Here is a 14,453-nt window from a genome sequence, read left to right as displayed (position 1 = left end):
TCTCGTCCTGCTCTCATCCCGCTTTTTTCAGCAGATCCTGATCGTACTCCTGCGCCCGCAGGTTGTCCCAGACGGCCGCCGCATTGGGCTTGAGCGACCGGCTCTTGCGCCGGACCAGCATGACGGTGGAGGTCACCTGAGGCCGTAGCGGCCGCAGCACTGCCGTCGGCGAAACGCCCGCCGCCTGCGCGCGCGACGGCACCACGCCGATGCCGAGCCCCATCGCCACCATGCCGAAGATCGCGGCGAAGTGGCCCAGTACCTGCAGGGTGCCGGGACGCACGTGATAGGTGGCAAGCGCGCGCTCGACGGCGGGCTGCATGCCCGAATGCTGATCGAGCGTCAGCACCGTTGCATCGGCGAGGTCCCCCCACCCTAACGTATCGCGCGCTGCCAGTGGGTGCTCCGCAGGCAGCACGGCACACAGCGGATCCACGCACAGCGGCTCGCAATAGAGATCGTCGCAGGGCGTGGGATTGCTCGCGATGCCGAAGTCCACCTCGCCGTTGCGCACGCTTTGCAGCACGCCGTCATGCGATCGATCGCGCAGCGTGATGCCGATGCCCGGCCATGCGCCGCGGCATCCCGCGACCCACGTGGGAACGCACATCGACGACAGCACGGGATCCGTGGCGATCTGCACGGTGCCCTGGCTCGGCTTGGCCGTGCCGTGGCTTTCGCGCAGGGTCTGCTCGACCTCCTCTATCAAATGGCAGATGCGTTGGGACAGATGCGCGCCGGCGTCGGTGAGTTCCACCTGGCGCGTGGTGCGATCGAACAGACGCTGATCGATTTCCTCCTCCAGTTCGCGCACGCTGCGACTGATGGCCGATTGCGTGAGGCCCAGCTCGGCCGCGGCGCGCGTGAAACTCTTCTGGCGCGCCACGGCCGCGAAGGCCTTCAATTGTGGAAGCGAAACATTCATGGTGCCGCTCCTTCTTGTGATGCTGCTATAGGGTGCCGCGTGGATGGTGTCGTGTTTGTGTTGTCGCGCTCGTGTTGCCGCGTTTCGAATCGGTAATCGTCATGCCCATCTGGGCCGGTGCCCTACTCTCCCTTGCCCGCGGAGAACCCCGCCATGTACGTCGCGCGGTCATTCACCGTCTGTGCGTTCACATGACCGGTGATGAAGCGCCTGCGCATCGGTTGCAGCAGGAACTTCGCGGACAGGCCCGCCGCAACGGTCATCACCGCCGCGACCGTGAACACGAGGCTCCAGCCGCCGTGATGCGACAGCACGGACGCCAGCGGCACGAGCAGCGCGGCGGTGCCTTTCGCGGTGTAGAGCGTGCCGGCGTTGGCCGCGGCGAACTTGCTGCCGAACGTGTCGGCGCACAGCGCCGGGAAGATCGAGAAGATCTCGCCCCAGAACAGGAAGGTCAGCGCCGCGAACAGCATGAACAGGTACGGGTTGTGGCCGAACTCCATCAGGCCGATCAGCGAAAGGCCCTCGCCGATGAAGATGAAGAACATCGTGTTCTCGCGGCCGATGCGGTCCGAGATGAACCCGCACAGCGGACGCGTCAGGCCGTTGCAGAGGTTGTCGATCGACAGCGTCATCGTCAGCAGCGGCAGCGTGACGCCGAGCATCGTGATCGGCATCGACGAGAAGCCAAAGTCCTTCGCGATGGGGCCGAGCTGCGCGGTGGCCATGATGCCGCCGGCGGCCACGGCGACGAACGACGCATAGATCAGCCAGAACACGGGTGTGCGCACCATCTGGCCGGGCGTGAATTCCACCGGATTCGTCAGGATCGCCTTGTTCGTCTGCGTGATGCGCGGCGGCTTCGGCTTGACCAGCAGCAGCGCCATGATGAAGATCAGGACGCCCTGGATGATGCCGAACGTGAAGAACGCATGTTCGTAGCCCGACGCCTGGATCGTGTTGGCGATGGGAATCACCGTGATGGCGGAGCCGGCGCCGAATCCCGCGGCAGTCAGGCCCGCGGCGAGGCCGCGCTTGTCCGGGAACCACTTGAGGGCGTTGCCGACGCACGTGCCATAGACGCCGCCGGCGCCGATGCCCGCGATCACCGCCGACGCGTAGAGCATCGGCAGCGACGTGGCGTACGAGTTCATGACCCATGACAGGCCGGCGCAGATCGCGCCGCATGCCACCACGGGACGGGGACCGAACTTGTCGACGAGCCAGCCTTCGATCGGCACCAGCCACGTCTCGGTCACGATGAAGATGGAAAAGGCGACCTGGATGGCGGATTCGCCCCAGTGGTGCTTGGCATTCATGGGATTGACGAACAGCGTCCAGCCGTACTGGAGGTTCGCCACGAGGCCCATACAGAGCACACCGATGAATAACTGGAACCAACGGTTGTGCAGCAAACCGCCATTGGAATTGCCCATGACGGGGCCTGCCGCATCGATGTGCGCCATGTCGTGTCTCCTTGCATTAGTGTCTTGCGCTCTGATGGCGCAGCCGGGCAACCCATCGTGGGGGATGGTGCCCTCGTTCTTCACTACTGAATGAGCGCGCCTGACATTGCGGCACGTTGCATCGGTGGAATTGATGCTACTTCAAACTTAGATCACCACAGCATAAAGTTTTTTATTATGATCATTGACGATCCTTTATAGATTGCAGGAATCGGTGCAATGAAAAATGCCACGCTGCGTCAACTCAAGGTCTTTGAAACGGTGGCCCGCCACCTGAGCTTTTCGCGCGCGGCGGAAGAACTGCACCTCACGCAACCTGCTGTTTCTACACAGGTTCGTCAACTCGAACACCACGTAGGGCTGCCGCTTTTCGAGCAGCTTGGCAAGCGCATCTACCTCACGCCGGCGGGCACGGAGATGCTGCATTACAGCCGCAGTATCATTCAGCAATTCCGCGAGGCGGAAGATGCGATGGCGCAGCTTAAGGGTATATCCGGAGGCCGTCTCAATGTCGCCGTGATCAGTGCGGGCGACTATTTTTTTCCGCGATTGCTTGCGGAATTCATGGGCCGTCACGACGGCGTAACTTTAAATCTTGCGGTGCACAATCGCGAAGAATTATTGCATCAGCTTGGCGGCAACCTCACCGACCTGGCCGTGATGGTGCGGCCGCCAGAAAGCGGCGACACGATTGCCGAGTCGTTTGCACCGCACCCCTACGTCATTGTTGCGGCGCCCAATCATCCGCTGGTGGGCAAGCGGCACATTCCATTGGCGGGACTCGCCGAAGAAGCCTTCGTTTCGCGCGAGCGCGGATCGGATACGTGGAATTCGATGCAGGAGGGTTTTGCGGGGCGCCTGTCGAACCTGCGTATTGCCATGGAGATCAAGAGCACCGAGACGATCAAACAAGCGGTGATCGCCAACATGGGCATCGCCTTTCTGTCGGCCCACACGGTCGGCCTCGAGCTGCAGGCCGGCAAGCTTGCCGTGCTCGATATCGAGGGCTTCCCCGTCATGCTCAACTGGTACGTCGTGCATCGCCGGAACAAGCGGCTCCCGCCTGTCGCGCTGGCGTTCAAGCATTTCCTGATGGAGGAAGGCGCGCGTCTGATCCAGCAGATCACGGGCGTCGAAGGGCTGATCCGGCAACCATAAGCGATTCATTATGGTTTTGGTTTGCAACTTTAATTATCGTAAATAGGTCGTCGTCACTAAGCTTCATCTCAACGAAGCTCGCTCGTCACACATCACGAGCCCACCTCACGAGCCACCTGAAGGAGACGACCATGGACCAACTCGCTACGCCCTCCCCCGCCGTCACGCACGACGCCTCCACGGCCCAACGCATCGACCGCGACATGCAACTGGCCGCGTTCAACGCCGCCTTCATGGAACTGGGCCTGCGCTTCCGCTGGGACATGGAAATGTTCGACTGGCTGTGCGGCATCGAATGCGAACGCACGCGCGTGTGCCGCTACATCGAGGAATACCACGCCCACCTGCTCACGGCGTACGAACCCGCCTTCCTGAGCCAGCTGATCTTCGACAAGAAGAACGACTACCTCCGCGCAATGCAGACGGGCGTGAACTGATTTCTCCTCGTCGCAGTGACAACGACAATGGCCGCTTTCCCGACTCCTCGGGAAAGCGGCCATAAACATGTGGCGAAGGTCGCGCGGCTGACGTCCGTCAACCAGCCGTAGCCCCCACCCTCCCCTCCAGCTCCGTGATCCGTTTCTTCAACGCCCGCTCTTCCTGGAAGCGGGCCGTCTCGTCACGGATCACCGCGACGATGCCGGTGATCTTGCCGTCGTCGCCGTGCAGCAGGGCCACCGTGAAGGCGATCGATAGCGCGTCGCCCTTCTTGTTGATGGCGGGGACTCTCAGGAGGTCGTGGCCGTAGCGGGTCTGGCCGGTGGCCATGGTCTTGTCATAGCCTTCCCAGTGACGCCCGCGGAGGCGTTCCGGGATGATCAGGTCCAGCGACTGGCCCAGCGCTTCTTCCTGCGTGTAGCCGAAGATGTATTCGGCGGCGGGATTCCACAGCGTGATGGCGCCGTCGGGCCCGGAGATGATGATGGCGTCGCCGATGGCCGACACCAGCTGTTCGTAGTCGATCGCAGCCTGCATGGTCTTTCCTGAGGAATGAGGGGTGGCCACACGGGCCACCCCAGCGCTGCCTTACTGCCCTGTCCGGCTTAGATGACCTGCGCCTCGCGCAGGCGTGCGATTTCTTCCGCGCCGTAGCCGAGGCCAGCCAGCACCTCGTCGCTGTGTTCGCCCAGCAGCGGGGAGCCCGTGATGGTCGGTTTCATCGCCGAGAACTTGATCGGGCTGCCCACCGTCAGGTACTTGCCGCGCGCCTTGTGGTCGACCTCGACGATCGAACCGCTCTTGCGCAGCGATTCGTCTTCCGCGATCTCCTTCATCGACAGGACCGGCGCGCAGGGGATATCGAACTTGCGGAGGATGTCCACGGCCTCGTACTTGGTCTTGTCGGCCAGCCATGCCTCGATCGTGTTGAAGATATCGAAGATATGCGGCTGACGCGCCTTGGCCGTGGCGTAGTTCGGATCGTTGATCCACTCTTCCTTGCCCAGCGCCTTGCAGATCGGCTCCCACGCATGGCCCTGGATCGTGAAGTAGATATAGGCGTTCGGATCCGTTTCCCAGCCTTTGCACTTCAGCACCCAGCCCGGCTGGCCGCCACCGCCGGCGTTGCCGCCGCGGGGCACCACGTCGCTGAACGTGCCGTGCGGATACTGCGGATACTCTTCCAGATAGCCAACCTTCTCCAGGCGCTGCTGATCGCGCAGCTTCACGCGGCACAGGTTCAGCACGGCGTCCTGCATCGACACCGCGACCTTCTGGCCTTCGCCCGTCTGCTGACGACCGATGATCGCGGTCAGGATGCCGATGGCCAGGTGCATGCCCGTATTCGAGTCGCCGAGCGCGGCGGCGGACACCGTGGGCGGACCGTCCCAGAAGCCCGTGGTCGAGGCCGCGCCGCCGGCGCACTGCGCCACGTTCTCGTAGACCTTCAGGTCTTCGTAGTGGTGGCCATCGCTGAAGCCCTTGACCGATGCCACGATCATCTTCGGGTTCAGTTCCTTGATGCGTTCCCAGGAGAAGCCCATGCGGTCCAGCGCGCCCGGCCCGAAGTTCTCGACCAGCACGTCCGATTCGCGAATCAGCTGCTCGAGGATCTTCTTGCCTTCCGGCTTCTTGGTGTCGAGCGTCAGCGAACGCTTGTTGCTGTTCAGCATGGTGAAGTACAGCGCGTCCGCGTCGGGCACGTCACGCAGCTGCGAGCGCGTCACGTCGCCCGCGCCGGGACGTTCCACCTTGATGACGTCCGCGCCGAACCAGGCGAGGAGCTGCGTGCAGGCGGGGCCTGCCTGGACGTGCGTGAAGTCGATGATCTTGATGCCGTTGAGTGGGAGGTTCACGTTCGCTCTCCTAAGTAGAGGCTAAGTAGAAACTGATCAAAAGGTGCAGCGGGAATGGGTTTACTTGCTCGCCGAGCTCTGCGGATTCAGGTTGGTCAGACGGCCGCTCTCGGTACCCGCGGCCGGGTCGATGACGGCGTTGACCAACGTGGGACGGCCCGACCGCAGGGCTTCTTTCACTGCGGCGTCGAGCTCCGCAGGGGTGGTGACGTTGTGACCGACGCCACCGAACGCTTCCATCATCTTGTCGTAGCGCGCCCCCTTGACGAACATCGTGACCGCCGGATCCTTGCCACCGGTCGGATTCACGTCGACGCCCTTGTAGACGCCGTTGTTGTTGAAAATGACGATGCAGATCGGCAGGTCGTATCGGCAGATCGTCTCCACCTCCATGCCCGAGAAACCGAACGCACTGTCACCGCACAGCGCCAGCACCGGCTTGTTGGTCTCGACCGCCGCGGCGACCGCATACCCCATGCCGACGCCCATCACGCCCCACGTACCGACGTCCAGGCGCTTGCGCGGCTCGTACATGTCGATGACGGCGCGCGCATAGTCCAGCGTGTTGGCACCCTCGTTGACGAACGAGATGCCGGGGTTCTCCTTGACCACATCCTTCAGCACGCGCAGCGCGCTGTGGAAGTTCATCGGCGACGTTTCCTTCGAAAGCGTCTCGGCCATCTTGGCGAGGTTCTTGTCCTTGCGCTCGTCCACCGCGTTCAGCCACTCGGCGCCCGGCTTCGGGAAACCATTGCCGACCTTCTCGAGCAGTGCCTTCACGCACGAGCCGATGTCGCCCACGACCGGGGCTTCGATGGCCACGTTGCTGTCCATCTCGGTCGGCGAGATATCGATCTGGATGAACTGCTTCGGCTTGCCCCAGGTCTTGCCTTTGCCGTGCGACAGCAGCCAGTTCAGGCGCGCGCCGACCAGCATCACCACGTCGGCCTCCGCCAATACATAGGACCGCGCGGCGGACGCCGACTGCGGATGCGTATCGGGCAGCAGGCCCTTGGCCATCGACATCGGCAGGTAGGGGATGCCGGTTTTCTCGACCAGCGCGCGGATGTCCGCATCGGCGCGCGCATACGCCGCGCCCTTGCCAAGCAGGATCAGCGGACGCTTGGCGCTCTTGAGCAGCGCGACGGCGCGGTCGATCGAATCGGGCGCGGGCAACTGGCGCGGCGCCGGGTCCACGACCTTGATCAGCGAGTTGCGACCCTTCTCCGCTTCCATCGACTGGGCCAGCAGCTTGGCAGGCAGGTCGAGGTACACGCCGCCCGGACGGCCCGACACGGCAGCCCGGATGGCCCGCGCCACGCCCACGCCGATGTCCTCGGCATGCAGCACGCGGAAGGCGGCCTTGGCATGCGGACGCGCGATGGCCAACTGATCCATCTCTTCGTAGTCGCCTTGCTGCAGATCGACGATCTCGCGCTCGCTCGAGCCGCTGATCAGGATCATCGGAAAGCAGTTGGTCGTCGCATTCGCCAGAGCCGTCAGCCCGTTCAGGAATCCCGGCGCCGAAACGGTCAGGCAAACACCGGGCTTTTGCGTCAGGAAGCCGGCGATCGCCGCGGCGTTGCCCGCGTTCTGCTCATGACGGAAGCTGATGACGCGCATGCCGTTGGCCTGCGCCAGGCGGGCCAGATCCGTGACCGGAATACCGGGCAGGCCGTAGATGTTCTCGATGCCGTTCAGCTTCAGCGCGTCGATGACCAGATGAAAGCCATCGGTTTGCGCGGTTTGCGCTTCGACGGCGTGACGCTGCAGCTCGTTGTCGACTTCTGCCATGGTGACTTCCTTCTTACAGATTGACGGTGATGGGAGAACTTCTGCTTTCAGGTCGTGCAAATACGGTATGTGATATATCCAAGCTCGGCAAGGACTCAATGTGAACTTTCGTCGATGCGCCGCAGCAATCACCGGCTTCAGCCGCTCACGTGGTTGACCAGCGAGCCGATGCCGGCAATCGAGACCTCCACCACGGAACCGGCCTTCATCGACCCCACGCCGATCGACGTGCCGACCGCGATCACGTCGCCCGGCTTCAGCGTCATATCGCGCGACAGCAGGCTGACCAGCGCCTCGGGCGAAAACACGATGTCGGACAGCGGATAGTTCTGGCGTTCGTTGCCGTCGAGGCGCGTCACGACGCTGGCGCCGCGCCAGTCGAAGCCGCTGACGATGGCCGGACCGATGCAGCCGAACGTGTCCGAACCCTTCGCCCGCGTCCATTGCGGAAAGTTAGGGTCCGCGTTGAGCAGTTCGCTCGCCGTGACGTCGTTGACGACCGTGTAGCCGAAGATGTGCGAGGCCGCCTCGCTCTGCCGCACGTCGCGGCATTCGCGACCGATGACGATGCCGAGTTCGCCTTCGTAGACGATCTTCCCGGTGTAGCCGCTCGGCCTGCGGATCGCATCGCCGGGGCCGGCCAGCGAACTGGCGGGCTTCAGCAGGAACAGCGGATGCTCGGGGACTGACTTTTCCAGCCGGGCCGCCAGCGCGTGGAAGTTGTTCCACAGCGCGACGATCTTGCCGGGCTCGCATGGCGCGAGCAGTTCCAGCGCGGCATGGCTGTAGGTATTGCCCGTAGGCCGAGGATCGGTATAACCGGCCCCATCGAACTCGATGACACGGTCGGCATCGCGCTCGTCGAGCCGGCCGTAAGCGGCGTCGCCATCGGGGCGACGGAAGCGAATCCAGGTTTGCACGGCTGAACTCCTCCGGCAGGCGCGCGCGTGACGCGCCTGCTTCATGTATTGGATGGGAATCCCGTTAGCTCGGGAAGGCGTGAGAGGGCATGGCGCGGCGCGCGCCCGGGGTCAGATGGCCCCCGCCACACGCAGCGCCGCGATCTGCGCCGGCGTGCGTCCCAGCGCCTCCAGGATCTCGTCCGTGTGCTCGCCCAGCAGCGGCGAACGCTCGACCTTCACCGGCGAGTCGGACAGCGTAATCGGCGAGCCCAGCTGCACGTACTTGCCGCGCGCGGGGTGCTCGAGTTCGACGAGGTAGCCGCGCTCGTACATCGACTGGTCCTCGATCAGGTCCTTCATCGAAAGGATCGGACCGCACGGCACGTCCACGCTGTTGAGGGCCTTCATGACGTCGAACTTCGTCAGCCCCAGTGTCCATTGCTCGATGATGCCGAAGCAGGTGGGCAGCTTCTTCAGACGCACTTCCGGCGTGGCGAATTCCGGATCGGTGATCAGTTCCTCGCGGCCGCACAGGCGCATCAGCGGCTCCCAGCCCTGCGGCTGGATGATGACGTACACGTAGTCGTTGGGGCCGCCCGGCGCGCAGCGCAGTGCGGCACCCGGCTGGCCGCCGCCGGACGCATTGCCGGCGCGCGGCACGTGGTCATCGAATTGCTCGTTGGGGTATTCGCGCAGCGGACCGTTGTCCAGGCGCTGCTGGTCGCGCAGCTTCACGCGGCACAGGTTCAGCACGGCGTCCTGCATCGCGACTTCCACGCGCTGGCCGCGGCCCGAATGCTCGCGCTGCAGCAGCGCCGCCAGGATGCCCACCACGCAGTGCACGCCCGTGCCCGAGTCGCCGATCTGCGCACCGGTCACCGTCGGCACGCCGGTGGCCTCCCCCGTCGTGGATGCCGCGCCGCCCATGCACTGGGCCACGTTCTCGTACGCCTTGCAGTCCTGGTACGGACCGGGGCCGAAGCCCTTGATCGACGCATAGATCATGCGCGGATTCAGGTCCTGGATATGGTCCCAGTCGAAGCCGGCGCGGGCGAGCACGCCTGGGCCGAAGTTTTCGATCAGCACATCGCTCTGCTGGATCAGGTCCTCCAGCAAGGCCTTCCCTTCCGGGGTCTTCATGTTCAGGGTCAGGCTGCGCTTGTTGCTGTTCAGCATCGTGAAATAGAGGCTGTCGGCATTCGGTACGTCACGGAGCTGGCTGCGCGTGATATCGCCACGGCCGGGCATTTCCACCTTGATCACATCGGCGCCCATCCAGGCCATCAGCTGCGTCGCGGACGGGCCAGCCTGCACGTGCGTCATGTCCAGGATGCGAATGCCATCCAGGGCTTTGCGTTGCTCCATGATGCGTCTCCTGATTTGTGGTTTGATCTTTTGACATACAGTATGTGGTATATCACGAAGATGCAAGAGGGGGAAAACCCAAATCAGGGAAGTTTCGATAGTGCGGTGCAGCAATGACGGCTGAGACAAAAAAAGCCCCGGCGCCGGGACGCGGCGTCGGGGCTCGTTCTCTGGTGGACTGCGCGCCGAAGAGACGTCAGTCCAGGAAGTCGCAGTTCTTCTCGACGTACTCGGCCAGATCCAGCGAGTGCTGACGGACGAGACGCTCCGCCAGTTCGGTATCGCGCTTCTCCAATGCCTCGATGATCCGCAAATGGTCGACGATCGAACGCGCCGCGCGGTCGCTTTGCGAGATCGTCATCTTTCGGATCGCGCGGACATGGACGAAGATGTTCTTGATCTGGTCCATGATGACCTGCGACTTCGACAGCTGCACGATCGCCTGATGGAAGACGATATTCGCGTCGGAGTATTCCTCGATATGCTCGGCTGGCGTCGAGTCGCGGAAGCTGTCGAACATATGGCGCAGCTTGCCGATCTCCTCGTCCGTCGCGTTCTGCGTGGCGAGCCGCGCGGCCATGCTTTCCAGCGCGGCCCAGACCTGGATCATCTCGACGATTTCGCGCTTGGTCTTGCGCATGATGTAGATGCCGCGGCGCGGCACCGTGCGCAGAAATCCCTCCTGCTCCAGCAGCGTCATGGCTTCGCGGATCGGGGTACGGCTCACGCCCAGTGCTTCGCTGAGCACGCGTTCGTCGAGCCTGACTTCTTCCCGCGACTGGTAGATATCCGCATCGGCGATGGCCTGGCGCAGCATGGCGTAGGCCTGGTCGCGCAGGCTGGCCCCCGCGTTGATCGGCTGGAGCGCCAGCGTGAGGCCGCCGGGCGGCTGGGTTACATCCTGGATTTCGGTTTGGCTTTGGGCAGACATGAATGCACTCGTAGATGGCCGGCACCCCGTCCCCGGCCGGCTTCATAAGCAACGATAGATGGCAGTTTGGCATGCCGTCATGCGATCTGCTCATGAATTCTGCCTCCGGGGACGCTCAGGTACGTTCAGGTAGCGTTCTGGTATCTCTACCGGCCCTTTCGTATATGGTATATCACATCGCTGCCACTGCAAGTTATGCCGCGCGCGCCACCTTTTCCGCGTTGGGCGCGTGAGGCGCCGTCGCGGGTGCCAGCGGGACCTGCGCCATGCGGTCGCGTTGCTTGATGAGGCCCAGCACCGCGTCGATCATCGGCGTGGGCTGCCCCAGCATGCGGCCCATTTCCTGTACGACCGTCAGCAGCGGATCGATCTCCATCGCGCGGCCCGCCTCGAGGTCCTGCAGCATCGACGTCTTGTGCGCGCCCACGGCCCCTGCCCCGTCGATGCGCCGCTCCACGTCCACGCGGAAGTGCACGCCGAACCGCTCCGCGATGTCCTTGGCCTCGAGCATCATCTGCTTCGACAACGCGCGGGTGGCGGGATCCGACGTAATGATGTCGAGCGTGCCATGGGTCAGCGCGCTGATCGGGTTGAAGCAGAGGTTGCCCCAGAGCTTGAGCCAGATCTCGTCGCGGATGTTGTCGCGCACGGGGGCATCGAGGTCCGCCGCGACCATCAGCTCGGCCAGCTGCGTCACGCGCGTGGAGCGGCTGCCGTCGGGTTCGCCGATCGGGAATTTCTTGCCATATACATGGCGGATGACGCCGGGCGCCTCGATCTCCGCGGCCGGATACAGGACGCAGCCAATCGCGCGCTCGGGGCCAAGGCCGTGCCACTGCTTCGCGCCGGGGTCCACGCTCTCCAGCGTCGAGCCCGCGAACTGGCCGCCGTGCTTATAGAAATACCAATAGGGAATGCCGTTGACGCCCGTGACGATGGCGGTTTCCGGGCCGATCAGGGGCTGCATCAGGTCCACCACGCCCGGCACCTGGTGCGCCTTGAGCGTAATGAACACGTAGTCCTGCGGGCCAAGCTCGCGCGGATCGCTGGTGCAGCGGACCTTTGCCACGCGCTCCTGCCCGTCGATGTGCAGGCGCACGCCATTGGCCTGCATGGCGGCCAGATGCGGGCCGCGTGCGATGAAACTGACATCGGCGCCCGCCAGCGCCAGCTGGGCGCCCAGATACCCGCCGATGGCACCGGCGCCATAGATACAGATCTTCATGCGTCGTCTCCTCAGTGCTGTGTTTATGCGAAATCTCTTTTGATATATCACATACTATATTCCACAGCGCTGCGCGACAACCTCAATCTGTGCGCATTTTTACGATGGCCGTGCGGCGCCAAACATGTGTACTGTCAGACATCCACGGGTTCTCACCGGCCCGCCGCTGCACTACCATCAAGATGTCTTTCCCTGTAGTCACGCAGCCCCGTCGCACCTGCCCTCGTCCTCACGCCTTACCCCGCCAAGGAGTTCGCATGGATTCGCTGATGGACCTCGCCCGTGACCCGTCGGCATGGGCGGCGCTGGCCACACTGATCGCGATGGAGGTGGTCCTCGGGATCGACAACCTCATCTTCATTTCCATCCTCACCAACAAGCTGCCGGAGAACACCCGCGAGAAAGCCCGGCGGATCGGCATCGGCCTCGCGCTGATCCTGCGGCTGGGACTGCTGGCGACGATCGCGATCATCGTGTCGTTGACGGAGCCGGTTTTCACGATCTTCGGCAAGGGCATCTCCTGGCGGGACCTGATCCTGATTGCCGGCGGCGCGTTCCTCGTCTGGAAGGCGACGCGCGAGATCCACCAGCACGTGGCGCACGACGAGCCAGAACACGGCGAGGAAGGCATGACGGCCCGCGCCGTGCCCGGTTTCGCGGCGGCGATCGGCCAGATCCTGATCCTCGACATCGTGTTCTCGATCGACAGCATCATTACCGCCGTGGGCATGACGGACCATGTGCCCATCATGTTCGTCGCGGTGATCGTGGCCGTGACCGTCATGCTGTTCGCGGCGGGGCCGCTGGCGAACTTCATCAACCGCAATCCGACCATCGTGATGCTGGCGCTGGCGTTCCTGATCATGATCGGCATGACGCTCATCGCCGACGGCCTTGGTCATCACGTGCCCAAGGGCTATATCTATACGGCCATGGCGTTCTCGGTCGCGGTGGAGGCGCTGAACATGCTCGCGCGGCGGCGGAAGCCGAAGCATTAGGTCCAGGCGCGGTTGTAGCGCCGGGCGAACGGGTATCATCTCCGGTTGCTGTCACGCACAACCCCACGTCCATGCTTCCTACCGATCTTTCCGGTCCCGACGGCAGCCAGGCTTCGCTGCCGCGGTCCGAACGGGCCTATCAACAACTGCGGGCCGCGATCCAGTCCGGCCATCTGTCGCCGGGCACGCGCCTGCGCGAGGTCGAACTGGCCGAATCGCTGGGCCTCTCGCGCACGCCCGTGCGCGAGGCCCTGTCGCGGCTCGAGTCCGAGGGGCTCGTGGTCAACGAGCCCAATCGCGGCATGATGGTGACGCAGCTCGATGCCAGCATGGTCAGCGAGCTGTACGTGATGCGCGAAGTGCTGGAGGCCACCGCGGCCGCGCTGGCCGCGCGCCATGCCACCGACGTCGAGATCTCGCTGCTGCGCGATATCGTCGAGCGCGACCTCGTGCTGGCTGAAGATCCGGAACGGCTCGTCGCGAACAACCGCCTGTTCCACGAAACGCTCCATCGCTGCGCGCACAACCGTTACCTGCTCAAGACCCTCCGCACGCTGCACGAGTCGATGGCGCTGCTGGGGCGCTCGACGCTCGCCGTGCCGGGCCGCGCGCGGGGTTCGTATGAAGAACACATGTCGCTCGTGGAAGCGCTGGAAGCGCGGAATCCCGCGCAAGCCGAGCAAATCGCGCGGCGGCATATCCAGCAGGCCTACAAGGTGCGGCTGTCGCTGTGGGTCGAGGAACAGTCGCGCTGAAAATCGGGCATTTGGGCACATTGTTCTAGTTAGAAGAAAAGTGTGTTCCGCCCTCACGCTTTTCTGACGCGTCAGACCTTGCTATCGTGCGTATCGGGGTCGGGGCTCTTCTCTCCTTCCGGCCCCACGTCACCTCCGTGGCGGTTTTTTCATTGGCGTCATCGCGCGTGGTCCGACTGTTCGTCCGCACGCCCGGTTGATGCAAGGCGCGGCGCTTGCCGCGCCTACTTTTCTTTCCCGAGACGAGGAGACCGCCATGCAGGGCAAGACCGTCAAGATTCCGGGGCCGGATCATCCCATCGATATCAAGCCGCTAGCGAGCCGCGTGGTCGTGACCGCGGGTGGACGCGTGGTCGCCGACAGCCGGCGCGCGCTCGTGCTGCAGGAGTCCACCTATCCCGCCGTGCACTACATTCCGCGCGAGGATGCGGACATGTCGCAGCTGACCCGCACCGCGCACAGCACGCATTGCCCGTACAAGGGCGATGCGTCGTACTACAGCATTCCCGGCGCCGGCGATCGCGGCGCCAATGCGGTATGGACGTATGAAACCCCGCATGACGCGGTGGTGTCCATTGCCGGCCATCTCGCGTTCTACCCCGATCGCGTCGACAGCATCGAAGTCAGCGCCTGACCGCGC

Annotated in this window: 14 protein-coding genes; 5 read left to right on the top strand and 9 right to left on the bottom strand. The window is 63.8% G+C overall.

The features are described 5' to 3' along the window. Positions 1-13 precede the first annotated feature (13 nt). Both KHP16_RS10995 and oxlT read right to left on the bottom strand, forming a co-directional pair. Positions 14-925 carry a LysR family transcriptional regulator gene (locus tag KHP16_RS10995; RefSeq protein ID WP_109583308.1) on the bottom strand — a complete coding sequence of 304 codons (912 nt, stop codon included), beginning with the start codon at positions 923-925 and terminating at the stop codon, positions 14-16. 122 nt (positions 926-1,047) lie between these two features. After that, positions 1,048-2,391, bottom strand: coding sequence for an oxalate/formate MFS antiporter (gene oxlT, locus KHP16_RS10990; RefSeq protein WP_109583309.1), 1,344 nt, complete (start codon positions 2,389-2,391; stop codon positions 1,048-1,050). Positions 2,392-2,610: 219 nt separating this feature from the next. Here oxlT and KHP16_RS10985 point away from each other — a divergent pair, with 219 nt between their 5' ends. Continuing rightward, positions 2,611-3,549: a LysR family transcriptional regulator gene (locus tag KHP16_RS10985; protein WP_109583310.1), complete on the top strand. Its 939-nt coding sequence runs from the start codon at positions 2,611-2,613 to the stop codon at positions 3,547-3,549. 203 nt (positions 3,550-3,752) lie between these two features. Further along, positions 3,753-3,986: an HAD family hydrolase gene (locus KHP16_RS10980; RefSeq protein WP_244214644.1), complete on the top strand. Its 234-nt coding sequence runs from the start codon at positions 3,753-3,755 to the stop codon at positions 3,984-3,986. A gap of 97 nt (positions 3,987-4,083) precedes the next feature. Here the strand turns inward: KHP16_RS10980 and KHP16_RS10975 are convergent, their stop codons facing one another. The 7 genes from KHP16_RS10975 to KHP16_RS10945 all read right to left on the bottom strand — a co-directional run bounded on the left by KHP16_RS10975 (position 4,084) and on the right by KHP16_RS10945 (position 12,060). Next, complete coding sequence (locus KHP16_RS10975) at positions 4,084-4,524, bottom strand: PAS domain-containing protein (RefSeq protein ID WP_115953200.1); 441 nt, start codon at positions 4,522-4,524, stop codon at positions 4,084-4,086. Between the two features lie 68 nt (positions 4,525-4,592). Continuing rightward, the gene (frc, locus tag KHP16_RS10970; RefSeq protein WP_109583313.1) at positions 4,593-5,843 is read right to left on the bottom strand and encodes a formyl-CoA transferase; all 1,251 of its coding nucleotides are present in this window, start codon (positions 5,841-5,843) and stop codon (positions 4,593-4,595) included. A 60-nt stretch (positions 5,844-5,903) separates the two neighbouring features. After that, positions 5,904-7,637: an oxalyl-CoA decarboxylase gene (oxc, locus tag KHP16_RS10965; protein WP_211960176.1), complete on the bottom strand. Its 1,734-nt coding sequence runs from the start codon at positions 7,635-7,637 to the stop codon at positions 5,904-5,906. A gap of 137 nt (positions 7,638-7,774) precedes the next feature. Beyond that, complete coding sequence (locus tag KHP16_RS10960) at positions 7,775-8,557, bottom strand: fumarylacetoacetate hydrolase family protein (protein ID WP_211960175.1); 783 nt, start codon at positions 8,555-8,557, stop codon at positions 7,775-7,777. A gap of 111 nt (positions 8,558-8,668) precedes the next feature. Beyond that, positions 8,669-9,904: a formyl-CoA transferase gene (frc, locus tag KHP16_RS10955; RefSeq protein ID WP_109583316.1), complete on the bottom strand. Its 1,236-nt coding sequence runs from the start codon at positions 9,902-9,904 to the stop codon at positions 8,669-8,671. A 196-nt stretch (positions 9,905-10,100) separates the two neighbouring features. Then, complete coding sequence (locus KHP16_RS10950; protein WP_109583317.1) at positions 10,101-10,835, bottom strand: GntR family transcriptional regulator; 735 nt, start codon at positions 10,833-10,835, stop codon at positions 10,101-10,103. Between the two features lie 193 nt (positions 10,836-11,028). Next, positions 11,029-12,060, bottom strand: coding sequence for a 2-dehydropantoate 2-reductase (locus tag KHP16_RS10945; protein WP_109583318.1), 1,032 nt, complete (start codon positions 12,058-12,060; stop codon positions 11,029-11,031). Positions 12,061-12,317: 257 nt separating this feature from the next. On the opposite strand from KHP16_RS10945, the gene KHP16_RS10940 reads away from it, so the two are divergent. The 3 genes from KHP16_RS10940 (at position 12,318) to KHP16_RS10930 (ending at position 14,447) form a co-directional block, all read left to right on the top strand. Further along, positions 12,318-13,058 (top strand): TerC family protein, encoded by a 741-nt coding sequence (locus tag KHP16_RS10940; protein WP_109583319.1) that lies wholly within the window; start codon positions 12,318-12,320, stop codon positions 13,056-13,058. Positions 13,059-13,129: 71 nt separating this feature from the next. Next, positions 13,130-13,813 (top strand): GntR family transcriptional regulator, encoded by a 684-nt coding sequence (locus tag KHP16_RS10935; protein WP_109583320.1) that lies wholly within the window; start codon positions 13,130-13,132, stop codon positions 13,811-13,813. 256 nt (positions 13,814-14,069) lie between these two features. Further along, complete coding sequence (locus KHP16_RS10930) at positions 14,070-14,447, top strand: DUF427 domain-containing protein (RefSeq protein ID WP_211960174.1); 378 nt, start codon at positions 14,070-14,072, stop codon at positions 14,445-14,447. Positions 14,448-14,453 lie beyond the last annotated feature (6 nt).

The sequence above is a fragment of the Cupriavidus plantarum genome, from assembly GCF_905397285.1.
GTDB lineage: Bacteria > Pseudomonadota > Gammaproteobacteria > Burkholderiales > Burkholderiaceae > Cupriavidus > Cupriavidus plantarum.
Note: the sequence above shows the minus strand (reverse complement) of the source record. Positions and strands in the feature narration are given on the sequence as shown.